General features: G+C 60.2%; 29 protein-coding genes. 17 read left to right on the top strand and 12 right to left on the bottom strand.

Features of this window, described 5'->3' with window-relative positions; translation table 11 throughout:
• The first annotated feature begins 77 nt into the window (after positions 1 to 77).
• Together ACA069_RS08640 and ACA069_RS08645 are read left to right on the top strand one after the other, a co-directional pair.
• A complete protein-coding gene (locus ACA069_RS08640; protein ID WP_010456928.1) occupies positions 78 to 563 on the top strand; it encodes a chemotaxis protein CheW in 486 nt (161 codons plus the stop codon).
• On the top strand, positions 564 to 956 hold the full coding sequence (locus tag ACA069_RS08645; RefSeq protein WP_401271677.1) for a DUF2802 domain-containing protein: 393 nt from the start codon (positions 564 to 566) through the stop codon (positions 954 to 956).
• 124 nt (positions 957 to 1080) lie between these two features.
• On the opposite strand, the gene ACA069_RS08650 is transcribed toward ACA069_RS08645, so the two are convergent.
• Both ACA069_RS08650 and fliK read right to left on the bottom strand, forming a co-directional pair.
• Positions 1081 to 1410 carry an EscU/YscU/HrcU family type III secretion system export apparatus switch protein gene (locus ACA069_RS08650; RefSeq protein ID WP_401271680.1) on the bottom strand — a complete coding sequence of 110 codons (330 nt, stop codon included), beginning with the start codon at positions 1408 to 1410 and terminating at the stop codon, positions 1081 to 1083.
• Positions 1407 to 2981, bottom strand: coding sequence for a flagellar hook-length control protein FliK (gene fliK / locus ACA069_RS08655; protein ID WP_497617083.1), 1575 nt, complete (start codon positions 2979 to 2981; stop codon positions 1407 to 1409). Before fliK ends, ACA069_RS08650 begins: the two co-directional genes overlap by 4 nt.
• 198 nt (positions 2982 to 3179) lie before the next feature.
• Here fliK and ccmA point away from each other — a divergent pair, with 198 nt between their 5' ends.
• From ccmA to ACA069_RS08715, 12 genes are all read left to right on the top strand, one after another.
• Entirely contained in the window at positions 3180 to 3815 is a 636-nt protein-coding gene (gene ccmA, locus ACA069_RS08660; RefSeq protein WP_489878529.1) for a cytochrome c biogenesis heme-transporting ATPase CcmA, read from the top strand.
• Complete coding sequence (ccmB, locus tag ACA069_RS08665; RefSeq protein ID WP_085710502.1) at positions 3812 to 4480, top strand: heme exporter protein CcmB; 669 nt, start codon at positions 3812 to 3814, stop codon at positions 4478 to 4480. Before ccmA ends, ccmB begins: the two co-directional genes overlap by 4 nt.
• 78 nt (positions 4481 to 4558) lie before the next feature.
• Positions 4559 to 5314 carry a heme ABC transporter permease gene (locus ACA069_RS08670; protein WP_187677403.1) on the top strand — a complete coding sequence of 252 codons (756 nt, stop codon included), beginning with the start codon at positions 4559 to 4561 and terminating at the stop codon, positions 5312 to 5314.
• Complete coding sequence (ccmD, locus tag ACA069_RS08675) at positions 5311 to 5487, top strand: heme exporter protein CcmD (RefSeq protein WP_011333085.1); 177 nt, start codon at positions 5311 to 5313, stop codon at positions 5485 to 5487. The genes ACA069_RS08670 and ccmD overlap by 4 nt, the downstream gene beginning before the upstream one ends.
• A complete protein-coding gene (ccmE, locus tag ACA069_RS08680; protein ID WP_187677404.1) occupies positions 5484 to 5939 on the top strand; it encodes a cytochrome c maturation protein CcmE in 456 nt (151 codons plus the stop codon). The genes ccmD and ccmE overlap by 4 nt, the downstream gene beginning before the upstream one ends.
• Positions 5940 to 5942: 3 nt before the next feature.
• A complete protein-coding gene (locus ACA069_RS08685; RefSeq protein WP_497617087.1) occupies positions 5943 to 7931 on the top strand; it encodes a heme lyase CcmF/NrfE family subunit in 1989 nt (662 codons plus the stop codon).
• On the top strand, positions 7928 to 8464 hold the full coding sequence (locus tag ACA069_RS08690; RefSeq protein ID WP_187677406.1) for a DsbE family thiol:disulfide interchange protein: 537 nt from the start codon (positions 7928 to 7930) through the stop codon (positions 8462 to 8464). Before ACA069_RS08685 ends, ACA069_RS08690 begins: the two co-directional genes overlap by 4 nt.
• Positions 8461 to 8931: a cytochrome c-type biogenesis protein gene (locus ACA069_RS08695; protein WP_095190679.1), complete on the top strand. Its 471-nt coding sequence runs from the start codon at positions 8461 to 8463 to the stop codon at positions 8929 to 8931. Before ACA069_RS08690 ends, ACA069_RS08695 begins: the two co-directional genes overlap by 4 nt.
• Positions 8928 to 10127 (top strand): c-type cytochrome biogenesis protein CcmI, encoded by a 1200-nt coding sequence (gene ccmI, locus ACA069_RS08700; RefSeq protein ID WP_497617089.1) that lies wholly within the window; start codon positions 8928 to 8930, stop codon positions 10125 to 10127. The genes ACA069_RS08695 and ccmI overlap by 4 nt, the downstream gene beginning before the upstream one ends.
• A 25-nt stretch (positions 10128 to 10152) precedes the next feature.
• Complete coding sequence (locus ACA069_RS08705; protein WP_401271692.1) at positions 10153 to 10557, top strand: hypothetical protein; 405 nt, start codon at positions 10153 to 10155, stop codon at positions 10555 to 10557.
• 155 nt (positions 10558 to 10712) lie between these two features.
• Positions 10713 to 10925 (top strand): type II toxin-antitoxin system HicA family toxin, encoded by a 213-nt coding sequence (locus ACA069_RS08710; protein WP_497617091.1) that lies wholly within the window; start codon positions 10713 to 10715, stop codon positions 10923 to 10925.
• Positions 10925 to 11329 (top strand): type II toxin-antitoxin system HicB family antitoxin, encoded by a 405-nt coding sequence (locus ACA069_RS08715; protein WP_497617093.1) that lies wholly within the window; start codon positions 10925 to 10927, stop codon positions 11327 to 11329. The genes ACA069_RS08710 and ACA069_RS08715 overlap by 1 nt, the downstream gene beginning before the upstream one ends.
• 40 nt (positions 11330 to 11369) lie before the next feature.
• Here ACA069_RS08715 and ACA069_RS08720 read toward each other — a convergent pair whose 3' ends face one another.
• The 9 genes from ACA069_RS08720 to gcl form a co-directional block, all read right to left on the bottom strand.
• Positions 11370 to 12557, bottom strand: a complete 1188-nt coding sequence (locus ACA069_RS08720; RefSeq protein ID WP_401271701.1) for an MFS transporter — start codon at positions 12555 to 12557, stop codon at positions 11370 to 11372.
• Positions 12558 to 12861: 304 nt separating this feature from the next.
• Entirely contained in the window at positions 12862 to 13860 is a 999-nt protein-coding gene (locus tag ACA069_RS08725) for a sulfate ABC transporter substrate-binding protein (protein ID WP_401271703.1), read from the bottom strand.
• Between the two features lie 103 nt (positions 13861 to 13963).
• On the bottom strand, positions 13964 to 14788 hold the full coding sequence (locus ACA069_RS08730) for an ion transporter (RefSeq protein WP_489878535.1): 825 nt from the start codon (positions 14786 to 14788) through the stop codon (positions 13964 to 13966).
• A 21-nt stretch (positions 14789 to 14809) separates the two neighbouring features.
• On the bottom strand, positions 14810 to 15724 hold the full coding sequence (locus ACA069_RS08735) for an urea transporter (protein ID WP_497617096.1): 915 nt from the start codon (positions 15722 to 15724) through the stop codon (positions 14810 to 14812).
• A gap of 209 nt (positions 15725 to 15933) precedes the next feature.
• The gene (gene pyk / locus ACA069_RS08740) at positions 15934 to 17349 is read right to left on the bottom strand and encodes a pyruvate kinase (protein ID WP_489878537.1); all 1416 of its coding nucleotides are present in this window, start codon (positions 17347 to 17349) and stop codon (positions 15934 to 15936) included.
• Positions 17346 to 18620 (bottom strand): glycerate kinase type-2 family protein, encoded by a 1275-nt coding sequence (locus ACA069_RS08745; RefSeq protein WP_187677419.1) that lies wholly within the window; start codon positions 18618 to 18620, stop codon positions 17346 to 17348. The genes pyk and ACA069_RS08745 overlap by 4 nt, the downstream gene beginning before the upstream one ends.
• Before the next feature lie 154 nt (positions 18621 to 18774).
• A complete protein-coding gene (locus ACA069_RS08750) occupies positions 18775 to 19668 on the bottom strand; it encodes a 2-hydroxy-3-oxopropionate reductase (RefSeq protein WP_489878539.1) in 894 nt (297 codons plus the stop codon).
• 222 nt (positions 19669 to 19890) lie between these two features.
• Complete coding sequence (gene hyi, locus ACA069_RS08755; protein ID WP_489878540.1) at positions 19891 to 20673, bottom strand: hydroxypyruvate isomerase; 783 nt, start codon at positions 20671 to 20673, stop codon at positions 19891 to 19893.
• 192 nt (positions 20674 to 20865) lie between these two features.
• Complete coding sequence (gcl, locus tag ACA069_RS08760) at positions 20866 to 22641, bottom strand: glyoxylate carboligase (RefSeq protein WP_007919935.1); 1776 nt, start codon at positions 22639 to 22641, stop codon at positions 20866 to 20868.
• Positions 22642 to 22909: 268 nt separating this feature from the next.
• On the opposite strand from gcl, the gene ACA069_RS08765 reads away from it, so the two are divergent.
• Positions 22910 to 23350 carry a GlcG/HbpS family heme-binding protein gene (locus tag ACA069_RS08765; protein ID WP_497617098.1) on the top strand — a complete coding sequence of 147 codons (441 nt, stop codon included), beginning with the start codon at positions 22910 to 22912 and terminating at the stop codon, positions 23348 to 23350.
• Positions 23351 to 23563: 213 nt separating this feature from the next.
• Positions 23564 to 24022 (top strand): REP-associated tyrosine transposase, encoded by a 459-nt coding sequence (locus tag ACA069_RS08770; protein ID WP_497617100.1) that lies wholly within the window; start codon positions 23564 to 23566, stop codon positions 24020 to 24022.
• A 114-nt stretch (positions 24023 to 24136) separates the two neighbouring features.
• Here ACA069_RS08770 and ACA069_RS08775 read toward each other — a convergent pair whose 3' ends face one another.
• Complete coding sequence (locus ACA069_RS08775; RefSeq protein ID WP_187677423.1) at positions 24137 to 24742, bottom strand: TetR/AcrR family transcriptional regulator; 606 nt, start codon at positions 24740 to 24742, stop codon at positions 24137 to 24139.
• A gap of 134 nt (positions 24743 to 24876) precedes the next feature.
• Here ACA069_RS08775 and ACA069_RS08780 point away from each other — a divergent pair, with 134 nt between their 5' ends.
• On the top strand, positions 24877 to 25791 hold the full coding sequence (locus tag ACA069_RS08780) for a DUF808 domain-containing protein (RefSeq protein WP_187677424.1): 915 nt from the start codon (positions 24877 to 24879) through the stop codon (positions 25789 to 25791).
• Positions 25792 to 25860: the final 69 nt, after the last annotated feature.

Below are 25860 nucleotides of genomic sequence, written 5' to 3' on the forward strand. Positions count from 1 at the left end.
AATCAGGCGACGGCATTGTTGAATGCCGCCACACAGAACACACACCGCTCAGTGCGGTTTTTTCGAGGGGTCAGGGTATGAGTAGTCAGGCGACGAATGCAAAAGGTTCTGAAGATCCGATCCTGCAATGGGTGACCTTCAAGCTGGACAACGAAACCTACGGCATCAACGTGATGCGCGTTCAGGAAGTGCTGCGCTACACCGAAATCGCTCCGGTGCCGGGCGCGCCAAGCTACGTGCTGGGCATCATCAACCTGCGCGGTAACGTGGTCACCGTAATCGACACCCGTCAGCGCTTCGGCCTGATGAATGCCGAGATCAGCGACAACACCCGTATCGTCATCATCGAAGCCGACAAGCAAGTGGTCGGGATCATGGTCGATAGCGTGGCGGAAGTGGTTTACCTGCGTCAGTCGGAAATCGAAACCGCACCGAACGTCGGTAACGAAGAGTCGGCCAAGTTCATTCAAGGCGTGTGCAACAAGAACAACGAACTGCTGATCCTGGTCGAACTGGACAAGATGATGAGCGAAGAAGAATGGTCGGATCTGGAGAACATCTGATTGATTCTCGAGGTTGCGGTCATTGTCCTGTTCCTCTTCTGGGCGGGCACGCTGGCGATGTTTCTGGCGTACATCAAGGCGCAGCGGGTCATCGCTGCGCAACAGGCTCAGGGCGATGCGCTGCGTGATCAGCGCATCAAGGACCTGGCCAAGCGCGTTGACGACTACCAGAACGGTAATGTGCACATGGGCGAGGCCCTGCACGAGCTGCGCGCGGTAGTCGGTCCGTTGCCGGACAAAATTGTTCAGCTGGAACAGCGCGACCCGTCGAGCCTTTCGTTCGCCCAGGCGGCGAAACTGGTGGGCATGGGCGCGAGCGTTGATGAACTGACTCAGTCCTGCGGTTTGACCCAGGCTGAGGCGGAGTTGATGCGCAAGTTGCACAAGAGCTGATTTTTGCGCTCAAGCTCAAAGCGCTATTCGCGAGCAGGCTCGCTCCCACATTCGATCGCATTCCTCCAGTAGGAGCGCGGCCAAATGTGGGAGCGAGCCTGCTCGCGAAAGCGCCTTTGAAACCTCAGTAATCATCCCCGCGATCGGTGACGTCCTTCTCGACCATCGGCGCATCCGGATCCCGTCCCTCGGGGAATTTCCCTTTCAGATTCCACGCAAACGCGATGATCTCGGCGATGGTGCGGTACAGCTCCTCGGGAATGCTGTCGCCCAGTTCCATCCGCGCCAGCAAGCGCACCAATTCGGCATTCTCGTAAATCGGCACTTCGCAGTCGCGCGCGATTCGCAGGATTTCTTCGGCCAGTTCTTCGTCGCCCTTGGCGGTGAGGGTCGGGGCGTGGTTGCCGTCGTACTTGAGGGCGATGGCCTGGCGTGGAGCGGTAGTGTCATTCATGCGGTTTCGTCGACCCAGCGGTGTTCGAGGCGGGTTTGGTTGCCTTGCGGCGGGGTGCCGAGGTGGCAGTCGAGATCGCCGACATTCAAGCCGCGATCCAGCAGACGCTGACGCAGCGCGGCCAGATTGTTTTCGATCAGGTCGGCGGTGTACGGTCGTTCGGCCCACAGCTGACTCGACAGGCTGCCGGCGATCAACTGCGCCTGAATCTGCATCGGCCCGAGCGGCTCCATGTCGAACGCCAGATCGACGCGCCACAGTTGTTGCTTCGGTTCGCGTTCGTCGCGGCGCTCGTCGGGTTGGGGGTCTTTCTGCGGCGCTTCTTCGCGCTGGAACTTGGCCTGCAGTGGCACGATGTCCTGCAAGTTGCGCATGGGGATTTCCAGTTGCCAAGTGCTGAGCAGGCGGCCGTCATCGGTGACGCCGGTCTGTTCCAGGCTCGACAGTTGATGGCTTTGCAAGCGCGACACCGCAGCGGCGGCGAGGCGCAGCAATTGCTCCAGATCACCTTCGCCTTCCAGGCTTTGCAGCAAGCGGTCGGGCAGGGGAAAGCTGCTCGGCACGGGTTTCGCGCTGACCTGGCCGAGGGTGCCGAGGGCGTTGCGCACGAAGCTCGGCAGCGCCTGCGCCAGGGTGTTGGCGGCGATGATGGCGTTGAAACTGGTGCTGCTCGGCAGGCCCGGGGTCAGTTGTGCGATCAGTTTGAGCAGATCGGCTTTCATGTCCGGGGCCAGCGTAGGATTTTGCCCGGTGAGCAGTTTGGCTTCGAGGAAGGCGCCGCTGTTGGCCAGCGCCAGGGCGACACCTTTGGCAGTGCTCATCTGCTGCACGTCTGGCAGGCTGGCGAGCAGTTTGTCGACCACGGCGCGCAAATCCGCCGATGTCTGATCGGTGGCTGGCGGCAGGCTTTGCAGCGCATTCAACAAACCGTTCAGCGACGCCTGGCGACTCTGCTGGCCGACCAGTTGCTGACTCACCGCCAATTGTTCCTGACGGTTGCTCAGCGGCACGAACTTGAGGGTTTGCGAATCCTGCACCAGCGCCGAGAGCAAAGTCCCGATGCGCAACGGCTGCGGGCTGTCGATCGTCAATGTGCTCCCGCTCAACGCCGTGTTGAGCAAACTGACCATCGAACGAAAAACCGTCGCTTGCCCCGGCGTCTGTGGCAATGCCTGCGACGTCACGACTTTGCCTTGCAGCAACGTGCCCACCGGCAATTGCGCAGTATCGATGCGGGTGAGGTTGGCCACGCTGCTGGCAATCGCCTGTTGCACGGTAATCGCCAGATTGCCCGCTGACGGTTGAGTGATTGCCAGACTGGTGCCTTGCGCCAGCGGTAGATTGCTGGTCGCTTGCACGGTGGTCTGGCGGCCGCTGTCCAGTGTCACCTTCAGCAACAATTGAAAGGTCTGATCTGCCTGTTTAAGCGACAACACCTCAGCCTTGGCGCTTTGCCCGGCACCGATCAAGCCTTCGACTGGCGTCAGCAGCTTGAGGAGTTCGCCGACCTGCGGGCGAGCGGTCGCCGGGGTGGTTGGCGGGAGCGGGAGGATGTTCATTTCGCCTGTCATACGCGGACACAACCTGAGGAAATTGCACTCTTGAGAGTAAGGCACGGCATGTATAATGCCGCCCGTCTTGCGCTTCGTTCAAAAAAACATAGCAATTGTTTGACGCAGCTCTCTAGATCGAGCCGTCAATGCATCTATGCTGCATCTCTTTAACGGCCGCGCCAGAGCCGACTTGAACCGTATAAGGCCCGTGATCCCTTGACCAGTCCTGTCCTGCAAACCGTTGCCCTCGCGTGTGAGCGAGACCTGCGACTGCTCTTCGAAAATCTCGAATTGAGACTGGCCAGTGGCGATATGGTGCAGATCAGCGGTCCCAACGGCAGCGGTAAAACCAGCCTTTTGCGATTGTTGTCTGGTTTGATGCAACCGACCAGCGGCCAGGTGTTGCTCAACGGCCAGCCCTTGACCGAACAGCCCGGCGAACTGGCGCGCAACCTCTTGTGGATTGGCCATGCCGCCGGGATCAAGGATCTGCTGACCCCGGAAGAAAACCTGTCCTGGCTCTGCGCCCTGCATCAACCCGCCGAACGCGAGGCGATCTGGCAGGCACTGGCAGCCGTAGGATTGCGCGGATTCGAAGATGTTCCCTGCCACGCGCTTTCCGCCGGCCAGCAACGCCGCGTGGCGCTGGCGCGGTTGTATCTGGACAGCCCGCCGCTGTGGATTCTCGATGAGCCGTTTACCGCCCTCGACAAGCAGGGCGTGGCGCAACTGGAAGAACACCTGGCCGGGCACTGTGAGCGCGGCGGCCTCGTCGTCCTGACCACCCACCACACCCTGAGCCGGATGCCGGCCGGTTATCGCGACATCGATCTGGGGAACTGGGCAGTATGAGTGTGTTCGGCCTGCTGGTTGCCCGTGAGTCCCGACTGCTGTTTCGCCGCCCGGCGGAACTGGCCAATCCGCTGATTTTCTTTGCCATCGTCATCGCTTTGTTCCCGCTGGCCGTCGGCCCGGAAACTCAAGTCTTGCAAAACCTGTCCCCGGGGTTAGTCTGGGTGGCCGCACTTTTGTCGGTCCTGCTCTCGCTGGACGGGCTGTTTCGCAGTGATTTCGAAGACGGGTCCCTGGAACAGTGGGTCCTTTCGCCGCACCCGCTGCCTCTTCTGGTCTTGGCCAAGGTGCTGGCACACTGGCTTTTTTCCGGACTGGCACTGGTGTTGCTCTCGCCCTTGCTGGCGTTGATGCTCGGTTTGCCTGCCGCTTGTCTGCCGGTGTTGCTGCTTTCGTTGCTGCTGGGGACACCGGTGCTGAGCTTGCTCGGCGCGGTGGGCGCGGCACTGACGGTCGGTTTGAAACGTGGCGGCCTGTTGCTGGCGCTGCTGATTCTGCCGTTGTACATCCCGGTGTTGATCCTTGGCAGTGGCGCCCTGCAAGCGGCGTTGCAAGGCATGCCGGCGACCGGGTATCTGCTGTGGCTTGGTAGCCTGACCGCCCTGGCGATCACCCTGACACCCTTTGCAATAGCGGCTGGCCTGAAGATCAGCGTCGGCGAATAATGAGGTCTGGTTAAAATTTAACCAGCAAAGACCCTGAGACCGCTCACACTGATGAGCGGCAACCGTGATGGAAACAGTATGAACTGGACCTGGTTTCACAAGCTCGGCTCGCCCAAGTGGTTCTACGGCATCAGCAGCAAGTTTTTGCCGTGGCTGAGCATCGCTGCGTTGCTGTTGATTGGCGTTGGCGTCGTCTGGGGCCTGGCCTTCGCGCCGCCGGACTATCAGCAAGGCAACAGCTTCCGCATCATCTATATTCACGTACCTGCCGCGATGCTCGCTCAGTCGATTTACGTGATGCTCGCGGTGTGCGGCGTGGTGGGTCTGGTTTGGAAGATGAAGCTGGCCGACGTCGCCCTGCAATGCGCCGCACCGATCGGCGCGTGGATGACCGCCGTGGCGCTGGTCACCGGGGCGATCTGGGGCAAGCCGACCTGGGGCTCGTGGTGGGTATGGGATGCGCGGCTGACCTCGATGCTGATTCTGCTGTTCCTGTATTTCGGCGTGATCGCGCTGGGCAACGCCATCAGCAACCGCGACAGCGCCGCCAAGGCTTGCGCGGTGCTGGCCATCGTCGGCGTGATCAACATCCCGATCATCAAATACTCGGTGGAGTGGTGGAACACCCTGCATCAGGGCGCGACCTTCACCCTCACTGAGAAACCGGCGATGCCCGCCGAAATGTGGCTGCCGCTGCTGCTGACGGTGTTGGGCTTCTACTGTTTCTTTGGTGCCGTGTTGTTGCTGCGCATGCGCCTTGAAGTGCTCAAGCGCGAAGCCCGCGCCAGTTGGGTCAAAGAAGAAGTGCAGAGCAGTCTGGAGGCCGCGCGATGAGTTTTGCTTCATTCGGCGACTTCCTCGCCATGGGCCATCATGGCCTGTATGTCTGGTCGGCCTACGGCATCTGTCTGGCGGTGCTGATCCTTAACGTGGCGGCGCCGATCGCGGCCCGCAAGCGCTATCTGCAACAAGAGGCGCGTCGTCTGCGCCGGGAGAACGGCAAGTGAATCCGCTGCGCAAGAAACGTCTGATCATCATTCTGGCCATTCTGGTCGGGGTCGGCGCTGCCGTTGGCCTGGCCTTGAGTGCCCTGCAGCAGAACATCAACCTGTTTTACACCCCGACCCAGATCGCCAACGGCGAAGCGCCGCAAGACACGCGGATTCGTGCCGGCGGCATGGTCGAGAAGGGCTCGCTGCAACGTTCCCCGGATTCGCTGGACGTCAAATTCGTCGTCACCGACTTCAACAAGGCTGTGACCATCACCTATCGCGGCATCCTCCCGGATCTGTTCCGCGAAGGGCAGGGCATTGTCGCTCTGGGCAAAATCAACGCCGACGGCGTGGTCGTTGCCGATGAAGTGCTGGCCAAGCACGACGAGAAGTACATGCCGCCGGAAGTGACCAAGGCGTTGAAAGACAGCGGCCAATCCGCTCCGACCCAAGCGAAGGAGGGTTGATCGATGACTACCGCACTTTTTATTCCCGAGCTCGGCCATTTGGCGATGATTCTGGCGCTGTGCTTTGCGCTGGTACAGGCCGTGGTGCCGTTGGTCGGTGCCTGGCGCGGTGACCGCTTCTGGATGAGTCTGGCCCAGCCAGCCGCGTGGGGGCAGTTTGCGTTTTTGCTGTTCGCGTTCGGCTGCCTGACCTACGCGTTCATGGCTGATGACTTCTCCGTCGCCTATGTGGCGAACAACTCCAATACCGCTTTGCCGTGGTTTTACAAATTCAGCGCGGTGTGGGGCGCTCACGAAGGTTCGCTGTTGCTGTGGGCGCTGATCCTCGGCGGCTGGACGTTCGCGGTGTCGGTATTTTCCCGGCAGTTGCCGCAAGTCATGCTCGCCCGCGTCCTGGCGGTGATGGGCATGATCAGCACCGGTTTCCTGCTGTTCCTGATCCTTACGTCCAATCCGTTCAAGCGCATCCTCCCGCAAATGCCCAGCAATGGCGCGGACTTGAATCCGTTGTTGCAAGACATCGGCCTGATCGTTCACCCGCCAATGCTGTACATGGGGTACGTGGGCTTTTCGGTGGCGTTCGCGTTCGCCATCGCCGCGTTGATGGGCGGTCGTCTCGATGCAGCGTGGGCCCGTTGGTCGCGGCCTTGGACGATTGTGGCGTGGGCCTTCCTCGGTATCGGCATTACCCTCGGTTCGTGGTGGGCTTATTACGAACTCGGCTGGGGTGGCTGGTGGTTCTGGGACCCGGTGGAAAACGCCTCGTTCATGCCTTGGCTGGTCGGCACCGCATTGATTCACTCGCTGGCGGTCACGGAAAAACGTGGCGTGTTCAAGAGTTGGACGGTGTTGCTGGCGATTGCCGCGTTCTCGCTGAGCCTGCTGGGTACGTTCCTGGTGCGTTCCGGCGTGCTGACCTCGGTACACGCGTTCGCCTCCGACCCGGAGCGCGGCGTGTTCATCCTGATCTTCCTGCTGTTCGTGGTCGGTGGCTCGCTGACGTTGTTCGCGTTGCGCGCGCCTGTGGTCAAGAGTCAGGTCGGCTTCAACCTGTGGTCGCGGGAAACCCTGCTGCTGGGCAACAATCTGGTATTGGTCGTGGCCGCGTCGATGATTCTGCTCGGCACCCTGTACCCGCTGATTCTCGATGCCCTGAGCGGCGCCAAGCTGTCGGTCGGCCCGCCATACTTCAACGCGTTGTTCATTCCGTTGATGGCGTTGCTGATGCTGGTGATGGCGGTGGGTGTGGTCGTGCGCTGGAAAGACACGCCGGTTAAATGGCTGGCCAGCATGCTCACTCCGGTGTTGCTCGGCAGCGTCGCATTGGCAGTGGTGGCCGGTGTCGCTTACGGTGATTTCAACTGGGCCGTTATCGCCACTTTCCTGCTCGCCGCGTGGGTGTTGCTGGCCGGTGTGCGCGACATCTTCGACAAGACTCGTCACAAAGGCCTGATCAAAGGCTTGCCGACCCTGACCCGCAGTTATTGGGGCATGCAGATCGCCCACCTCGGCATCGCCGTTTGCGCGTTGGGTGTGGTGTTGTCGAGCCAGAACAGCGCCGAACGCGACCTGCGTCTGGCGCCGGGCGAGTCGATGAACCTGGCCGGTTATCAGTTTGTATTCGAAGGTGCCAAGCACTTCGAAGGGCCTAACTTCACTTCCGACAAGGGCACCATTCGGGTGATCCGCGACGGCAAGGAAATCAGTGTGCTGCACCCGGAAAAGCGTCTGTACACCGTGCAGAACTCGGTGATGACCGAAGCCGGCATCGACGCCGGTTTCACCCGTGACCTCTACGTCGCCCTCGGCGAGCCGCTGGACAACGGCGCGTGGGCCGTGCGCGTACACGTCAAACCGTTCGTGCGCTGGATCTGGTTCGGCGGCTTGCTCACAGGTGCAGGCGGGCTGCTGGCCGCACTGGATCGGCGTTATCGGGTCAAGGTGAAATCCAAGGTGCGTGAAGCGCTGGGCATGACAGGAGCGGCTGCATGAGACGTTGGTTGATGCTGGTGCCACTGGCGATTTTCCTGCTGGTGGCGGTATTCCTTTATCGCGGTCTGTACCTCGATCCGGCGGAACTGCCGTCGGCGATGATCAACAAGCCATTTCCGGAGTTTTCCCTGCCAAACGTGCAGGGTGATAAAACCCTGACCAAAGCCGATATTCTCGGCAAGCCTGCGCTGGTCAACGTCTGGGGCACCTGGTGCATTTCCTGCCGGGTCGAGCATCCGGTGCTGAACAAGCTGGCCGAGCGCGGCGTGGTGATCTACGGGATCAACTACAAGGACGTCAACGCCGATGCCTTGAAGTGGCTGGCCGAATTCCACAATCCGTATCAGTTGGACATCCGGGACGACGAAGGCTCGCTGGGCCTGAACCTCGGCGTGTATGGCGCTCCGGAAACCTTCTTCATCGATGCCAAGGGCATCATCCGCGACAAATACGTCGGCGTGATTGACGAGCAGGTCTGGCGTGAAAAACTCGCGGCCAAGTATCAGGCGCTGGTCGATGAGGCCAAGCCATGAAGCGCTTTCTAGCCGCCGTGGTGTTGGGTTTGAGTCTGGTCGGTGTGGCTCACGCCGCCATCGACACCTACGAGTTCGCCAAAGAAGGTGATCGCGAGCGTTTTCGCGAATTGACCAAGGAACTGCGCTGCCCCAAGTGCCAGAACCAGGACATCGCCGATTCCAACGCACCGATTGCGGCTGACCTGCGCAAAGAGATTTTCCGCATGCTCGGCGAGGGCAAGGACAATCAGCAGATCATTGACTTCATGGTCGACCGCTACGGTGATTTCGTCCGCTACAAACCCGCACTCAACGCCAAGACTGCACTGCTGTGGTTCGGCCCGGCCGGGCTGCTGCTCGGTGGTTTCGTGGTGATCGCGGTGATCGTTCGCCGACGTCGCGGCCAGCGCGCCGAGACCCCGCAAGCGCTGTCCATCGAAGAGCGTCAGCGCCTCGACCAACTGTTGGATAAAAACCAAGAATGATTGATTTCTGGCTTGCCGCAGGGCTGTTGCTTCTGGTCGCCCTGAGTTTTCTGCTGATCCCTGTTCTGCGTGAACGCCGCGCCCAGCGTGAAGAGGATCGTACTGCTCTCAACGTTGCGCTGTATCAGGAACGCGTTGCCGAGTTGCAGTCGCAACAGGCCGAAGGTGTGCTGGATGCCGCGCAAATGGACAGCGGCCGCGCTGAAGCTGCGCGTGAACTGCTCGCCGATACCGAAGGTGTGGCTGCGCCGCGCGTCTCGAAGCTGGGCAAACCGTTGCCGCTGCTGGCGGCAGTGCTGGTGCCCGTCTTGGGCCTGGGTCTGTATCTGCACTTCGGTGCTGCCGACAAGGTGGAGCTGACTCGCGAATTCGCCCAGGCACCGCAGTCGATGGAAGAGATGACCCAGCGTCTGGAGCGTGCCGTTGCTGCGCAACCGGATTCGGCTGAAGGCCTGTATTTCCTCGGTCGCACCTACATGGCTCAAGAGCGTCCGGCGGACGCGGCGAAGATGTTCGAACGCGCTGCCAACCTCGCCGGTCGTCAGCCGGAGCTGCTCGGCCAGTGGGCGCAGGCGCAGTATTTTGCTGACGGCAAAAAGTGGTCGGACAAGATCCAGGCCCTCACCGATGAAGCGCTGAAGGCCGATCCGAAGGAAGTCACCAGCCTCGGCCTGCTCGGCATCGCCGCTTTCGAAGGCGAGCGTTATCAGGAAGCCATCGATTACTGGAACCGTCTGCTGGCGCAATTGCCGCCGCAGGACAATTCCCGTGCCGCGTTGCAAGGCGGGATCGAGCGAGCCGCAGAACGCCTGCAAGCCAGCGGCGGCAAGGTCGCCCAGGCAACAGTGCCAAAAGCAGCTTTGTTGAAAGTCAGCGTCGATCTGGCCAGCGAGCTAAAAGGCAAAGTGCAACCGGGTGACAGCGTGTTCATCTTCGCCCGCGCCACGTCCGGGCCACCGGCACCGCTGGCAGCCAAGCGCCTGACCGTGGCGGATCTGCCGGTGACCGTCGAGCTGGGCGATGCCGACGCCATGATGCCGCAGTTGAAACTGTCGAACTTTCCTGAAGTCCAACTGGTTGCGCGCATCTCCCGTGCCGGTCAGCCGACCGCAGGGGAGTGGGTCGGTCGCAGCGGCCCTCTGGCCAGCAGCACCACCGCGCTGCAAAAATTGACCATCGACAGCCCGGACAAGTAACCGGGCAACACAGGAAAGCACCGCCATGCACACCCTCGCCCGAATCACGGTTCTCACATTGGCCCTGGGCCTGAGCGCATGTGCGGTGCAACCACCGGGACGGAGCACTAACCTGCCGCCGATCCCGCCATCGCAGCCGAGCCCGACCCCGTCGACCTCACCGACACCGGGCAAGAGCATCCCCGCCAAACCGGCAAAACCCGTCCCACGCACCTCGGCCAGCTTCGCCCCACCTCCCGGCGGCAACAGTCACTGGGATCAGAAACTCGGCGTCTATGTGCTCGACGACCAGTCCAACACTTTCTACCGACAGCGCACCTACTTCCGCTGGAACAATGGCTGGAGCCGCTCCGTCAGCCCCAACGGCCCATGGGAAGACACCGATATTCACGGCGTGCCGCCGGGGTTGGGCAAGCGGTTCGGGCAGTAATGAAAAAACGGCGATCTTCGGATCGCCGTTTTGCTGTCTGTGGCTGCAATAAATCACACTCTGTAAAACAACCGGGCGTCGCTCTTTGGATTTCTGTACTTGAGTAAAGATAACTCTAGGGTTATTTTTGTTGGGCCGAAGCAAGGAGGCGGTTGGTGCAGAGCAGACTATTGATGAAGGAGCTGGAGGAGGCAGGCTGGACGCTGGATCGTGTCACCGGCAGTCATCACATCTTCAAGCACCGTTACAACCCGTACACGATTGCCGTCCCTCACCCGAAAAAGGATTTGCCGTTGGAGACGGTCAAAAGCATCAGGAGGCGTGCGGGGTTGTACAACCCGCCAGCCAGTTATGAAGGAGATCCATAATGCAATATCCAATCTGCATCGAGTGGGGCGATGAGAACACCGCCATCGGTATTCAGATCCCCGATATTCCCGGCGCCGTGACGGCGGGGGATAGCTTTGAAGATGCCTACAAGGCTGCGGTTGAGATCGCACACATCATGTTGCAGGAGATTGCGGCTGATGGGGGGTCGATTCCGATGCCGACCTCTGCGGCGGCGCATCGCAATAATCCGGAGTTCGCCGGGATGGGCTGGGGCATGCTGGAGCTGGATATCTCGCCGTACCTGGGCAAGACCGAAAAGGTCAACGTGACACTGCCTGGCTATGTGATTCAGCGAATCGACCGCTATGTGCGCGAGCACAACGTCAAAAGCCGCTCCTCCTTTCTGGCGGATGCGGCGATGGAGAAGCTGGTTCGGTATTGAAAACATCGCGGGCCAGTTGACCCGCGATGTTTTTTACGTGTTACGCAGTCGCCAGCGACCGCCCTTGCGATGCACTCAAAAACCGCAACAACGCCAACAACGGAAAAACACTGCCAACAATCACGATCCACAACCAGCCGCCATGCTCGAACACCGCGCTGGCCACCGAGGAGCCGAAGGCGCCGCCGATGAAGATGCTGGTCATGTACAACGCATTGAGGCGACCACGACTTTTCGCATCCAGCGAGTAGACCGCACGTTGGCCGAGCACCATGTTCATCTGCACGCAGAAGTCGAGTACCACGCCGGTCACGGCCAGGCCGATCACGCTGTAGGCCGGGTGGATGAACGCGGGCAGGAAGCTCAGGCTGGCGAACAGCATGGCCAGCAGCGAGGCGATGCGGGTGTGACCGGCGTCGGCCAGGCGTCCGCTGATCGGGGCGGCGATGGCACCGATGGCGCCGACCAGGGCGAAGATCGCGATCTCGCTTTGCGACAGGCCATGGTTGCGTGCCAACTCCAGCGGCACGGCGGTCCAGAACAGGCTGAACGTGGCAAACATGCAACCCTGATAAAACGCGCGCTGACGCAGCACCGGTTGCTGGCGCAGCAGCGTCCACAGCGAACCGATCAATTGCCCGTAGGTGGCGCTGTGATCCGGTTGGCGCTTGGGCACGGTCAACGCCAACACCACGCTGATCGCCGCCATCAACGCCGCAGCAATCATGAACATCGCCCGCCAGCCCAAGTGGTCGGCGACCACGCTCGACACCGGCCGCGCCAGCAGAATACCCAGCAGCAGTCCGCCCATGATCCCGCCAACGACGCGTCCGCGAGATTCTTCAGGCGCCAGATGCGCGGCCAGCGGAATCAGGATCTGAACCGACACCGAACTGAAACCCACCAGCAGCGAGATCAGCAGAAACAGGTTGGGCTGATCGGTAAATGCTGCACCGAGCAGGCTGGCAATCGCCACCACGGTGGTGATGATCATCAACCGACGGTTTTCCAGCAGATCACCCAGCGGCACCAGGAAGAACAGACCCAGCGCGTAGCCGATCTGTGTCAGCGAGACGATGAAACTGGCCATGGTGTCAGTCAGGCCGATGTCCGGCGCGATCAGGCCGATGATCGGCTGTGCGTAGTAGATGTTGGCAACGATGGCGCCGCAGCAGAAGGCGAACAGCAGCACCATGCCTCGGGTCATTGTGTGGGTTGTGGCGGTCATAAGGTTTCTCGATCCAGCGAAAGGGAATGCGGTGAGGCTAAAGGATGGGGCGAACCAGCGGTAGAAACGTCAGATCGATATCAGTTATTCCATTGCGGAATGAGTGACGCTCGGGTGGTGTCGCCCATCGGCGAACCTTGCGTCCGACCGTTGAGCGTCGATGATACATTCACTTACATCTAGTTCGATAGCGTGCTTATGTTTGCGCCAAATACTCTCCCTCCCTGAGAGGGCTGGGGTGAGCGGATTCTGGCCACAAAAAAGGCGACCTGTTGAGGTCGCCTTTTTGTTTGCCACTTAAGCCTTACTGGCCCGAGTAGATCTGATCGAAAACCCCGCCATCATTGAAGTGCGTCTTCTGCACGGTGCGCCAGTCACCAAAGGTTTTCTCCACCGACAAAAAGTCGACTTTCGGGAAACGGTCGGTGTACTTCGCCAACACCGCCGGGTCACGCGGACGCAGGTAGTTGGCGGCAGCAATTTCCTGACCTTCCGGCGACCACAGGTATTTCAGGTACTCATCAGCCGCTGCACGCGAACCTTTCTTGTCGACGACTTTGTCGACCACCGACACCGGTGGCTCGGCTTCGGCGGAGACGCTTGGGTAGATCACTTCGAACTGGTCACGACCAAATTCGCGGGCGATCATTTCTGCTTCGTTCTCGAAGGTCACCAGCACGTCGCCGATCTGGTTGGTCATGAACGTGGTGGTCGCGGCGCGACCACCGGTATCCAGCACTGGCGCTTGCTTGAACAGCTTGCCGACGAAGTCTTTGGCCTTGTTCTCGTCACCGCCGTTTTTCAGCACGTAGCCCCAGGCCGAAAGGTAGGTGTAACGGCCGTTGCCCGAGGTTTTCGGGTTCGGCACGATCACTTGCACGCCATCCTTGAGCAGGTCCGGCCAGTCTTTCAGAGCTTTCGGGTTGCCCTTGCGCACGATAAATACGGTGGCCGAGGTGAACGGCGCGCTGTTGTTCGGCAGGCGCGTGACCCAGTTGTCAGGAACCAGTTTGCCGTTGTCGGCGAGGGCATTGATGTCGGTCGCCATGTTCATGGTGATGACGTCAGCGGGCAGGCCATCGATCACCGAACGCGCTTGCTTGCTCGAACCGCCGAAGGACATCTGCACGGTGATGTTTTCGTTGTGCTCGGCTTGCCAGTGCTTCTGGAACGCAGTGTTGTAGTCCTTGTAGAAATCGCGCATCACGTCGTAGGAAACGTTCAGCAGAGTCGGTGCGGCTTGAGCCACGCTGCCGAAGGCAAGACCGGCGGCGAGAAGTGAGGCGCCAAAGAGTTTTTTCACTGCGCATTCCTTGTTCTGTGGGGTGTTGTGCCAAAAATGAGGCCATTTGCCAGCGACTATAACGGGGCACGCATAGTCGCTTAAAGATTAAAAAGCTCTGTGCTTATTCCATTTTCTTGAACAGCTGATTGCCACAGCGTGAGCAAAACGCAGCGCCGTGTTCGTGGCTGTTTTTCTTGCACACCGGGCAGTCGTGTTGCAAATGTTCGCCGCGCATGGCGTTGGCCAGTTCGGCGGTGAAAATCCCGGTCGGCACGGCGATGATCGAGTAACCGGTGATCATCACCAACGACGAAATTACCTGACCCAGCGGTGTCTTCGGCACGATGTCGCCGAAGCCCACCGTGGTCAGGGTCACGATAGCCCAATAGATGCCTTTGGGAATGCTGGTGAACCCGTGTTCCGGGCCTTCGATCACGTACATCAACGTGCCGAACACCGTCACCAGGGTGCAGACGCTGACCAGAAACACCACGATCTTCTGCTTGCTGCCGCGCAGCGCCGACATCAAATAGTTGGCTTGCTTGAGGTACGGGCTGAGCTTGAGCACGCGGAAAATCCGCAGCATCCGAATAATCCGGATGATCAGCAGGTACTGCGCATCGCTGTAATACAGCGCGAGGATGCCGGGCACGATCGCCAGTAAATCCACCAGCCCATAAAAACTGAAGGCGTAACGCAGCGGCTTGGGCGAGCAATACAGACGCAGGATGTACTCACCGAGAAAGATGATCGTGAAGCCCCACTCGATGTAGGCCAGCACATCGGCGTAGTTCTGGTGAATGCTGTCGATGCTGTCGAGCATCACGATCACCAGGCTGGCGAGGATGATCAACAGCAAAATGCCGTCGAAGCGCCGCCCGGCGAGGGTGTCGCTCTGGAAAATCATGACGTAAAGCCGTTCACGCCAACTGTTGCTGCTGTCCATGGATAACGCCCGAATCGAAGATCAGCGCAGCCTAGGTTGATTCTCCCCATGAGTGCAAGACGCGTCGTCGACCGTGGCTTTGCCGAGCATCTGAATGCCGGCATGGATCAGCCAGCAGGCGAGGATGAATGGCGCGGTCAATGTGGCCAGGCCGATGGCGGCGAACAGCGGCGTGACCAGTAGCGCCACAACAATGCCGAGCAACGGCAACCAGGGTTGTCGGCGCTGGGCACTGAAGGCGAGGGCGGCAAGTATGGCGTTGTAACTGCCGAGGCCGAGCAGTGCCGCGCTGGTTTCGTGGTGCAACAGGCTAGAACCGAGGCCGACGGCAGACGCCAGCAAAGCCCAGCCGAAAGCACGACGATCAGCGAACAGCAAACCAATGGCGATCAACGCGCCCGCCAGCGGATGACCGAGGAACATCACTTGGCCCAACCCTCTGAGTTCGGCGGCGAGCAGATTCAGCGTCGTCATCTCGATGTGAGCTGTCGGCGCGGACGGCTCGGCAAAGCACAGCAGCACCCAGCTCATGCCCACGAAGGGCGCGGTGTAGGCGGGCATCGATTGGCTGAGCCGCACGCGTTTGAGCCATTGCTGAGTGATCATCGCGCTCAAACCGCCAGCAGCGAGAATCAGCGGCGGCAGCATGGGTGACCACGGGAAATACAGGCTCAACAGCAGACCGAGCAACACGCCGTTGTAGCTGAACAACCCGGCCTGACGATCAGCCTTGGCATAGTTGCGCCGTTGCGCGGTGAGCAATCCGGCGATGGCACCGAGCAGTGCGCCGGCGAATAGCACTGGCGCTGTCAGCAGGATCGCCAGCAGACACAGCAGGCCGCACAGCGGATGGCGCTGGAGGAATATCTGACTGAAACCGTTGAGCAAAGCCTCGGCCCAGTCGGGGCAGTGGGTGTTGAAGTGGTTGGCAGGCATGTTGAAAAAATCTGGGCAGTTGGAAAATCAAAAGGTCTTGCTTACCTGTGGTGAGGGGATTTATCCCCGATGGGCTGCGAAGCGGCCCCCAATCAGTGAGTGCGGTTTTTCTGTGAAAACCGTCACACCCTTAAAAGCGGTGACTGCTGCGCAGTCATCGGGGATAAATCCCCTCGCCACAGGTTTTGTATTCACATCAAAAATGTGGGTTAGATCAGCGTTTCGATCCGCAGCGAGTTGGTAGACCCTGGCTGCCCAAACGGCACACCGGCAGTGATCAACAGCGTGTCACCGCGCTCGGCCATACCTTGCGCCTGGGCGATTTCCAGCGCCGTCGAGCAAACCTCATCGACCTGCCGCAAACGATCATTGACCACTGAATGAATCCCCCACGCCACGCTCAAGCGGCGAGCGGTCTGCAGGTTCGGCGTCAGGTTGAGGATCGGCGCTTTCGGCCGCTCCCGTGCCGCACGCAACGTGGAAGCGCCCGACTCGCTGTAGTTGACCAGCACCGCCACCGGCAGCACGTTGCTGATACGCCGGATCGCGCAGCTGATTGCATCGGAAACCGTCGCCTCGGCTTTTGGTCGGCTGACGTCGAGCTGCGTCTGATAATCCGGGCCGTTTTCCACCTGACGGATGATCTTGCTCATCATCTGCACGGCTTCCAGCGGGTATTCGCCGGACGCGGTTTCCGCCGAAAGCATCACCGCGTCAGCACCTTCGGCCACCGCGTTGGCGACGTCGGTGACTTCGGCCCGGGTCGGCGCCGGGGAGAAACGCATTGATTCCAGCATCTGCGTCGCCACCACCACCGGTTTGCCGAGTTCACGGCAAGTGGTGATGATGTTTTTCTGAATCTGCGGCACGCTCTCGGCCGGTACTTCGACGCCGAGGTCACCACGGGCCACCATGATCGCGTCGCTCAGTTCGGCGATTTCGCGCAGTTGCTCGACCGCCGACGGCTTCTCGATTTTCGCCATCAGAAAGGCTTTGTCGCCGATCAATTCGCGGGCTTCGAGCATGTCCTGCGGACGCTGCACAAACGACAACGCCACCCAATCCACACCCAACTCCAGACCGAAGCTCAGGTCGCGGCGATCCTTGGCGGTCAGCGGGCTCAGCTCGAGCACCGCTTGCGGCACGTTCACGCCTTTACGGTCGGACAATTCACCGCCATTGAGCACGGTGGTGTCGATCGCGTCGGTGTATTTGGTGACCACACGCAGGCGCAGTTTGCCGTCGTCGAGCAGCAGGTCCATACCCGCTTCCAGCGCTGCGATGATCTCCGGATGCGGCAGGTTCACCCGACGTTCATCGCCCGGCGTGGCATCCAGATCGAGACGAAACGCCTGACCACGATGCAACTGCACCTTGCCGTCAGCGAACTTGCCGACGCGCAGTTTTGGCCCTTGCAGGTCCATCAGAATGCCCAGCGGATAATTGAGCTGGCGCTCGACTTCGCGGATCCACTGATAGCGCTTGGCGTGGTCGGCGTGGTCGCCGTGGCTGAAGTTGAGGCGGAAGATGTTGACCCCTGCCTCGACCAGTTCGCGGATGTCGTCGATGCCGTCGACCGCAGGCCCGAGGGTGGCGAGGATTTTGACCTTTTTATCAGGCGTCATGATTTGGAGTTCTCAAGGATCAGAATGGCGCGGAAGTCGTTGACGTTGGTGCGGGTCGGCTCGGTGACGATCAGCGCATCGAGCGCTGCGAAATAGCCGTAGCCGTTGTTGTTATCCAGCTCGTCGCTGGCGCTCAAGCCGAGGGCGGCGGCGCGCGCGTAGCTGTCCGGGGTCATGATTGCGCCGGCGTTGTCTTCCGAGCCGTCGATGCCGTCGGTGTCACCGGCCAACGCATAGACGCCGGGCTGGCCCTTGAGGCTGTCGGTCAGGCTGAGGAGGAATTCGGCGTTGCGTCCGCCACGGCCATTGCCGCGCACAGTCACCGTGGTTTCGCCGCCGGAGAGGATCACGCACGGTGCGGCCAGGGGCTGGCCATGGTTGATGATCTGGCGGGCGATGCCGGCGTGGACTTTCGCCACCTCGCGGGATTCACCTTCCAGGTCGCCGAGGATCAGCGTGCTGAAACCGGCCTGACGGCATTTTACCGCTGCGGCATCCAGCGATTGCTGAGGGCGGGCGATCAACTGGAAATGGCTGCGGGCCAGGCTCGGGTCGCCGGGTTTGACCGTTTCCGACTCAGGGCTTTGCAGCCAGTTGCGCACTGACGCGGGGATCTCGATGCCGTAACGCTTGATGATCGCCAGCGCTTCGGCGGATGTGCTTGGGTCGGCCACGGTAGGGCCGGAGGCGATGACCGTGGCGAGGTCGCCCGGTACATCGGAAATCGCGTAGGTATAAACAGTGGCCGGCCAGCAGGCCTTGCCCAGGCGGCCGCCCTTGATCGCCGAGAGGTGCTTGCGCACGCAGTTCATCTCGCCGATGGTCGCGCCGGATTTGAGCAGGGCTTTGTTGATCGATTGCTTGTCGGCGAGGGTGATGCCTTCGGCCGGCAGGGCCAGCAGGGCGGAACCGCCGCCGGACAGCAGGAAAATCACGCGGTCGTCTTCCGTCAGGTTGCTGACCAGCTCGAGCACGCGTTTGGCTACGGCCAGGCCAGCAGCGTCAGGCACTGGATGCGCAGCTTCGACCACTTCGATTTTTTCGCACGGGGCGCCGTGACCGTAACGGGTCACCACCAGACCGGATACTTCACCCTGCCAGCAGCGCTCGACCACTTGCGCCATGGCGGCTGCGGCTTTACCGGCGCCGATGACGATCACCCGACCGGTGCGATCGGCAGGCAGATGGGCTTCGAGGACTTGCTGCGGATGGGCCGCGTCAATGGCTGTGGCAAACAGCTCGCGCAGCAGTTGTTGCGGATCGACCGACATGGCGGGCTCCCGGAATTCTTGTTATTTGAAAGGGCAACTCGGAACCCTTGTGGGAGCGAGCCTGCTCGCGAAGGCGGTGTGTCAGCCAACATGGATGTTGAATGTGCAACCGTTTTCGCGAGCAGGCTCGCTCCCACAGGGTTTTGTGCAGGCTTTATTTTTTGTCGCGAATCGAGAAGTTGGCCATGTGCTCCAGACCTTTGATCAGCGCCGAGTGGTCCCAGTTGCTGCCACCGATGGCCGCGCAGGTGCTGAACACTTGCTGGGCGTTGGCGGTGTTCGGCAAGTTGATGTTCAGCTCCTTGGCGCCTTGCAGGGCCAGGTTCAGGTCCTTCTGGTGCAGGCTGATGCGGAAGCCCGGATCGAAGGTGCCTTTGATCATGCGCTCGCCGTGTACTTCGAGGATCTTCGAGGAGGCGAAACCACCCATCAGTGCTTCACGCACCTTGGCCGGATCAGCACCGTTTTTGGAGGCGAACAGCAGGGCTTCAGCGACTGCCTGAATGTTCAGCGCAACGATGATCTGGTTCGCCACTTTCGCGGTCTGACCGTCGCCATTGCCGCCGACCAGCGTGATGTTTTTGCCCATGGCCTGGAACAGTGGCAGCGCGCGTTCGAACGCATCGGTATCGCCACCGACCATGATGCTCAGGGTCGCGGCTTTGGCGCCGACTTCACCGCCGGACACCGGCGCGTCGAGGTACTGCGCGCCTTTCTCGTTGATCTTGGCGGCGAACGCCTTGGTGGCGGTTGGCGAGATCGAGCTCATGTCGATGACGATTTTGCCTTTGCTGATGCCTGCCGCAACGCCGTCGGCGCGGAACAGCACGTCATCGACCTGCGGGGTGTCCGGAACCATGACGATGATGAATTCGGCTTCCTGCGCGACTTCGCGCGGATTGGCCAACGCGACGGCGCCAGCGGCAACCAGGTCGGCGGGGGCCGCGTCGTGGTGCGCCGACAGGAACAGGCTGTGACCGGCTTTCTGCAGGTTTGCCGCCATTGGGTGGCCCATGATGCCGGTGCCGATAAATCCGATTTTAGCCATGAGAAAATCCTCTTGTTTTTGTCTTGCCCCCGGTTTGGAACCGATGAGCTTTTGTGGCGAGGGGATTCATCCCCGATGGGCAGCAAAGCTGCCCCAGTTTTTAGCGTGAGTCAGTACGATCCGGGGTGTCGGTTTTACGACTGCTGCGCAGCCGGTCGGGGATAAATCCCCTCACCACAGGGGATCTGGTTTCAAGTCCAGATCAAGGTTCAACACTCGAACTCAGATTGCGTTATGGGTTTTCAGCCAGCCGAGGCCCGCTTCAGTGGTGGTCAACGGCTTGTACTCGCAACCGACCCAACCCTGATAACCGATGCGGTCGAGGTGTTCGAACAGGAAGCGGTAGTTGATCTCACCGGTGCCTGGTTCGTTGCGCCCCGGGTTGTCCGCGAGCTGCACATGGTTGATCTCGCCCAGGTGCGATTGCAGGGTTCGGGCCAGATCGCCTTCCATGATTTGCATGTGATAGATGTCGTATTGCAGGAACAGATTGGCGCTGCCGACCTGCTCGCGAATCGACAGGGCTTGCGCCGTGTTGTTCAGGTAGAAACCCGGGATGTCGCGGGTGTTGATCGCTTCCATCACCAGTTTGATGCCGACGGCTTGCAGCTTGTCGGCGGCGTACTTGAGGTTGGCGACGAAGGTCTTTTCCACGGTGGCATCGTCGATACCTTGCGGACGAATACCGGCCAGGCAGTTGACCTGGGTGTTGCCCAGCACTTGTGCGTAGGCAATCGCCAGATCGACACCGGCGCGAAACTCTTCAACCCGATCCGGCAGGCAGGCAATCCCGCGCTCGCCCTTGGCCCAGTCACCGGCCGGCAGGTTGAACAGCACTTGGGTCAGACCGTTGGCGTCGAGCCTGGCTTTGATTTCGGCGGAGCTGAAGTCGTACGGGAACAGATATTCCACGCCACTGAAACCGGCCTTGGCGGCGGCGTCGAAACGGGCAAGGAAATCCTGTTCGGTGAACAGCATGGACAGGTTGGCTGCGAAACGCGGCATGGTGGTCTCCCGTTGTAGGTTCTCGTGTAACAGGTATGACGCAATTGGTCGGATGAAACGCGATCAGTCCCCTCTCCTGGGGGAGAGGGTTAGGGTGAGGGGGAATCCTGAGTCTGATCCCGATTTTGCGAGCACCGCAAAACCTTTCCCTCACCCCAGCCCTCTCCCGGGGGGAGAGGGAGCTAATTACGTTCAATCAAGCAGCGAAATCGCCGTTGGCGCATCGTTGCCGACCAGCGCCAAGTCTTCGAACTCGTTGACGGCGTTGATCTCGGTCCCCATGGAGATGTTGGTCACACGCTCCAGAATGATCTCGACGATCACCGGCACTTTGAACTCTTCGATCATCTGTTCGGCCTTGCGCAGGGCAGGGGCGATTTCCGACGGTTCGAACACACGCAGTGCCTTGCAGCCGAGGCCTTCGGCAACTGCGACGTGGTCAACCCCGTAACCGTTGAGTTCCGGCGCGTTCAGGTTATCGAAGGACAACTGCACGCAGTAGTCCATTTCGAACCCGCGCTGGGCCTGACGAATCAGCCCCAGGTACGAGTTGTTCACCACGACGTGGATGTAAGGCAGTTTGAACTGAGCGCCGACCGCCAGTTCTTCGATCATGAACTGGAAATCATAGTCCCCCGACAGGGCCACGACTTTGCGGCTCGGATCGGCCTTGACCACGCCCAGCGCTGCCGGAATGGTCCAGCCCAGAGGGCCTGCCTGACCGCAGTTGATCCAGTGACGCGGTTTGTAAACGTGCAGGAACTGCGCGCCGGCAATCTGCGACAGACCAATGGTGCTGACGTAGCAGGTGTCTTTGCCGAATACTTGGTTCATCTCTTCATACACGCGCTGCGGTTTGACCGGCACATTGTCGAAGTGGGTCTTGCGGTGCAGGCTGGCTTTGCGTTGCTGGCAATCCTGCAACCAGGCACTGCGATTTTTCAGCTTGCCGGCGGCTTGCCACTCGCGAGCCACTTCGATGAACACGGTCAGCGCGGCAGCGGCGTCGGACACGATGCCCAGGTCCGGCGTGAATACACGGCCGATCTGTGTGCCTTCGATATCGACGTGAATGAACTTGCGACCTTCGGTGTATACGTCCACCGAACCGGTGTGACGGTTGGCCCAGCGGTTGCCGATACCCAGCACCACGTCGGATTTGAGCATCGTCGCGTTGCCGTAGCGGTGCGAAGTCTGCAAACCGACCATGCCGACCATCAACGGGTGATCGTCCGGGATGGTGCCCCAGCCCATCAGGGTCGGGATGACCGGGATACCGGTCAGTTCGGCGAACTCGACCAGCAAGTCGCTGGCGTCGGCGTTGATGATGCCGCCACCGGCCACCAGCAATGGACGCTCGGCCTGATCAAGCAAGGCCAAAGCCTTCTCGACTTGAACGCGGGTAGCGGTCGGTTTGGCCAGCGGCAATGGCTGATAGGCGTCGATATCGAATTCGATTTCGGCCATCTGCACGTCGAACGGCAGGTCGATCAGCACAGGGCCTGGACGGCCGGAGCGCATCTCGAAGAATGCTTTCTGGAACGCGTAAGGCACCTGGCCCGGCTCCAGAACAGTGGTCGCCCACTTGGTGACTGGCTTGACGATGCTGGTGATGTCGACCGCCTGGAAGTCTTCCTTGTGCATACGGGCGCGGGGTGCCTGGCCGGTAATGCAAAGGATTGGAATCGAGTCGGCCGAGGCGCTGTAGAGCCCGGTGACCATATCGGTACCGGCAGGGCCGGAAGTCCCGATGCACACGCCGATGTTGCCGGCCTTGGTGCGGGTGTAGCCCTCGGCCATGTGCGAGGCGCCTTCAACGTGGCGAGCGAGGACGTGATCGATGCCACCGACTTTCTGCAAGGCGGAGTACAGCGGGTTGATGGCAGCGCCCGGAATGCCAAAAGCGGTATCAACCCCTTCACGGCGCATCACCAGAACGGCGGCTTCGATTGCTCTCATTTTGCTCATGGTTTTGTGCCTCTTTACGTTTTGTAATTGTATACAAGTGGCTTTGCGCAGAGTGTATTCACGGAGGACGGCGCAGGTCAATCCATTTTCTCAAGCGGCTGTTTCATTTGTCGAAAGCCTTTTCTGCTGTGGCTTTTCGTCGCATGTGGCGATTTTCGATAATTATTGTATACAAAAAAATAACTCATTGTGTTCTATTTGTTGCATCGGACTGCGGCACAAACGCGCAGTCTCACGACTTTCCCAATAACAAAATGAGGACAGCACCATGAGCGCTTTAACCTTGAAAGTCGCAGTCAACCTGGTCCACGAAGCCATCAGCGCAGGGCGGGCCATCTCCGCAGCGCCGCTGACCATCGCGGTACTCGATACCGGCGGCCACCTGATCACCCTGCAACGTGAAGACGGCGCCAGCCTGCTACGTCCGCAAATCGCCATAGGCAAAGCGTGGGGCGCCATCGCCTTGGGCAAGGGTTCACGCCTGCTGGCACTGGACGCCCAACAACGCCCGGCCTTCATCGCCGCTCTCAACAGCATGGGGCAGGGCAGCGTCGTGCCGGCACCGGGCGGTGTGTTGATCCGCGATCAGGCGGGGAATGTGCTGGGGGCGATCGGGATTAGCGGCGATCTGTCGGATATTGATGAGCAGGTGGCGATCAAAGCGGTGGAAGCGCTGGATCTGAAGGCGGATGCGGGGGTGGCGGCTTAAATCTGCGGTGATTGAATAACCGCTATCGCGAGCAAGCTCGCTCCTACAGGGTCGTGGCCCGACACAAAATGTCTGAATGCCCCCGAGCCCCCTGTGGGAGCGAGCCTGCTCGCGAAGGCGATCTTGAATACATATCTGCTAAAAACCTTGCCACACCTTCCACCATTCCCAGAACTAGCCTCTTCATGAACTCAGCATGAGGGAGGCAAAGGAATGCCGGATTTATCAGCTTCACATCGCTTGCGCATTGGTCGCTACTCCGAGCACAACCGCATCTACCTGCTGACTACCAATACGGCAGGAAGGCTGCCTGTTTTCGGCGACTTTAAACTGGGTCGATTGGTCGTCAGCCAGTTTCGCGTCGCAGAAGAAATAGGACTTGCCAACACGTTGGCCTGGGTTGTCATGCCAGATCATTTTCACTGGCTGATTGAATTGAAGCGTGGTTCGCTAGGTGAGTTGATGCAACGAACCAAATCCCTCAGCACCAAAGCCGTGAATCTCTCGACCGGTCGAAATACCAGTCTTTGGCAATCAGGCTTTCATGATCGTGCGCTGCGCAAAGAAGAAGATCTGGTGAAGCTGGCTCGGTATATCGTGGCCAACCCGTTGCGGGCTGGTCTGGTTGAGACGCTTGGGGATTATCCGCTGTGGGATGCTATTTGGATCTGAGCATAATTCTATGTTGCCGCCATTCGCGAGCAGGCTCGCTCCCACAGGGGATTTGTGAACACCAAAGACCCAATGTGGGAGCGAGCCCGCTCGCGAGGCAGTTGCCGCGATGTTTCAGTCCGGCTCACACCCTTTGAGCACCAACCGAATAATCGTCTGCGCAGCAGCCTCGTAATCCGCCTCGTCCAGCTTGTCCTTGCCGGTGACCGCAGAGATCTGCCAGTCGAAGTCGGCGTAGGTCTGGGTGGCGGCCCAGATGCTGAACATCAGGTGGTTGGGGTCGATCGGGGCGATCTGGCCGCGGTCGATCCAAGTCTGGATGCAGTCGATGTTGTGCTTGGCCTGAGCGTTGAGTTGCTCGACCAGATCAGCGCTCAGGTGCGGGGCGCCGTGCATGATTTCGCTGGCGAACACCTTGGAGGCGAAGGGCAGGTCGCGGGAGATGCGGATCTTCGAGCGGATGTAACCGCTGAGCACTTCGCTCGGCACGCCGTCCGGGTTGAACGGCGTCGAGGCCTGCAGGATCGGCACGATGATGCTTTCCAGCACCTCGCGGTAGAGGTTTTCCTTGGACTTGAAGTAGTAGTAGACGTTGGGCTTGGGCAGTCCTGCCTTGGCGGCGATGTCGCTGGTTTTGGTCGCAGCGAAGCCCTTGTCGGCAAACTCCTCACTGGCGGCACGCAGGATCAGTTCTTTGTTGCGCTCGCGGATTGTGCTCATAAACCCGGTGGTTCCTTGCCTGTTCTGGCGGTTGCGCATGGTAGCACCGGCCTCGCGCAGCGCTCAACAATGCCCCGTGTGGCCTGCAGTCGCGGTATGCTGCACGGCATTATTAACATAAGGAAACAAGATTCATGGCAGGAAGCAGTTTGCTGGTGCTGATCGACGACATCGCCACCGTTCTGGACGACGTTGCGTTGATGACCAAAATGGCCGCCAAGAAGACCGCTGGCGTGCTCGGCGACGACTTGGCGCTGAATGCTCAGCAAGTCTCTGGTGTGCGGGCCGAGCGGGAGATTCCCGTGGTCTGGGCGGTGGCCAAGGGCTCGTTCGTCAACAAACTGATCCTGGTGCCGTCTGCGCTGGCGATCAGTGCGTTCGTGCCGTGGCTGGTGACGCCGCTGTTGATGGTCGGTGGTGCGTACTTGTGCTTCGAGGGTTTCGAGAAACTCGCGCACAAGTTTCTGCACAGCAAGGCTGAAGATGATGCCGAGCACGCGCAACTGACCGAGGCCGTGGCCGATCCGGCAACCGATCTGGTGGCGTACGAGAAGGACAAGATCAAAGGTGCGATCCGCACTGACTTCATCCTCTCGGCAGAAATCATCGCGATCACCCTCGGCACCGTGGCTGGGGCTTCGTTGACGCAGCAGGTGATCGTGCTGTCCGGCATCGCCATCGTCATGACCGTGGGCGTTTACGGTCTGGTGGCCGGCATCGTCAAGCTCGACGACCTAGGTCTGTGGCTGACTCAGAAGCCTGGGCAGGTCGCCAAAAAAATCGGTAGCGGCATTCTGGTCGCGGCACCCTACATGATGAAAACGCTGTCGGTGGTTGGCACTGCAGCGATGTTCCTGGTCGGCGGCGGCATTCTGACCCACGGTGTACCGGTGGTGGGCCACTGGATTGAGGGTGTTGGCGCGGCGGCCGGTGCTGCCGGGTTTGCGGTGCCGATGTTGCTCAATGGCGTGGCGGGGATCATCGCTGGCGCGGTGGTGTTGGCGGTTGTTTCTGTTGTCGGCAAAATCTGGAAAGCGATCAAAGGTTGAACGCATAACCTCTGTGGTAGCGTTGTTCTGTCATTAAAAAAGGCCATTCGATTTGCATCGAATGGCCTT

This window comes from Pseudomonas sp. LBUM1652, from assembly GCF_059716105.1.

What these genes read in the sequence shown, in the direction of transcription:
- ACA069_RS08735 (WP_497617096.1), bottom strand. Translation starts at nt 15,724, where the DNA reads ATGCCTGCCAACCACTTCAACACCCACTGCCCCGACTGGGCCGAGGCT.
- hyi (WP_489878540.1), bottom strand. Translation starts at nt 20,673, where the DNA reads ATGCCGCGTTTCGCAGCCAACCTGTCCATGCTGTTCACCGAACAGGAT.
- gcl (WP_007919935.1), bottom strand. Translation starts at nt 22,641, where the DNA reads ATGAGCAAAATGAGAGCAATCGAAGCCGCCGTTCTGGTGATGCGCCGT.
- ACA069_RS08765 (WP_497617098.1), top strand. Translation starts at nt 22,910, where the DNA reads ATGAGCGCTTTAACCTTGAAAGTCGCAGTCAACCTGGTCCACGAAGCC.
- ACA069_RS08720 (WP_401271701.1), bottom strand. Translation starts at nt 12,557, where the DNA reads ATGACCGCCACAACCCACACAATGACCCGAGGCATGGTGCTGCTGTTC.
- ccmI (WP_497617089.1), top strand. Translation starts at nt 8,928, where the DNA reads ATGATTGATTTCTGGCTTGCCGCAGGGCTGTTGCTTCTGGTCGCCCTG.
- pyk (WP_489878537.1), bottom strand. Translation starts at nt 17,349, where the DNA reads ATGACGCCTGATAAAAAGGTCAAAATCCTCGCCACCCTCGGGCCTGCG.
- fliK (WP_497617083.1), bottom strand. Translation starts at nt 2,981, where the DNA reads ATGACAGGCGAAATGAACATCCTCCCGCTCCCGCCAACCACCCCGGCG.
- ACA069_RS08745 (WP_187677419.1), bottom strand. Translation starts at nt 18,620, where the DNA reads ATGTCGGTCGATCCGCAACAACTGCTGCGCGAGCTGTTTGCCACAGCC.
- ccmB (WP_085710502.1), top strand. Translation starts at nt 3,812, where the DNA reads ATGAGTGTGTTCGGCCTGCTGGTTGCCCGTGAGTCCCGACTGCTGTTT.
- ACA069_RS08715 (WP_497617093.1), top strand. Translation starts at nt 10,925, where the DNA reads ATGCAATATCCAATCTGCATCGAGTGGGGCGATGAGAACACCGCCATC.
- ACA069_RS08705 (WP_401271692.1), top strand. Translation starts at nt 10,153, where the DNA reads ATGCACACCCTCGCCCGAATCACGGTTCTCACATTGGCCCTGGGCCTG.
- ACA069_RS08690 (WP_187677406.1), top strand. Translation starts at nt 7,928, where the DNA reads ATGAGACGTTGGTTGATGCTGGTGCCACTGGCGATTTTCCTGCTGGTG.
- ACA069_RS08650 (WP_401271680.1), bottom strand. Translation starts at nt 1,410, where the DNA reads ATGAATGACACTACCGCTCCACGCCAGGCCATCGCCCTCAAGTACGAC.
- ACA069_RS08780 (WP_187677424.1), top strand. Translation starts at nt 24,877, where the DNA reads ATGGCAGGAAGCAGTTTGCTGGTGCTGATCGACGACATCGCCACCGTT.
- ccmD (WP_011333085.1), top strand. Translation starts at nt 5,311, where the DNA reads ATGAGTTTTGCTTCATTCGGCGACTTCCTCGCCATGGGCCATCATGGC.
- ACA069_RS08775 (WP_187677423.1), bottom strand. Translation starts at nt 24,742, where the DNA reads ATGAGCACAATCCGCGAGCGCAACAAAGAACTGATCCTGCGTGCCGCC.
- ACA069_RS08770 (WP_497617100.1), top strand. Translation starts at nt 23,564, where the DNA reads ATGCCGGATTTATCAGCTTCACATCGCTTGCGCATTGGTCGCTACTCC.
- ACA069_RS08695 (WP_095190679.1), top strand. Translation starts at nt 8,461, where the DNA reads ATGAAGCGCTTTCTAGCCGCCGTGGTGTTGGGTTTGAGTCTGGTCGGT.
- ACA069_RS08750 (WP_489878539.1), bottom strand. Translation starts at nt 19,668, where the DNA reads ATGGCTAAAATCGGATTTATCGGCACCGGCATCATGGGCCACCCAATG.
- ACA069_RS08685 (WP_497617087.1), top strand. Translation starts at nt 5,943, where the DNA reads ATGACTACCGCACTTTTTATTCCCGAGCTCGGCCATTTGGCGATGATT.
- ACA069_RS08640 (WP_010456928.1), top strand. Translation starts at nt 78, where the DNA reads ATGAGTAGTCAGGCGACGAATGCAAAAGGTTCTGAAGATCCGATCCTG.
- ACA069_RS08730 (WP_489878535.1), bottom strand. Translation starts at nt 14,788, where the DNA reads ATGGACAGCAGCAACAGTTGGCGTGAACGGCTTTACGTCATGATTTTC.
- ACA069_RS08670 (WP_187677403.1), top strand. Translation starts at nt 4,559, where the DNA reads ATGAACTGGACCTGGTTTCACAAGCTCGGCTCGCCCAAGTGGTTCTAC.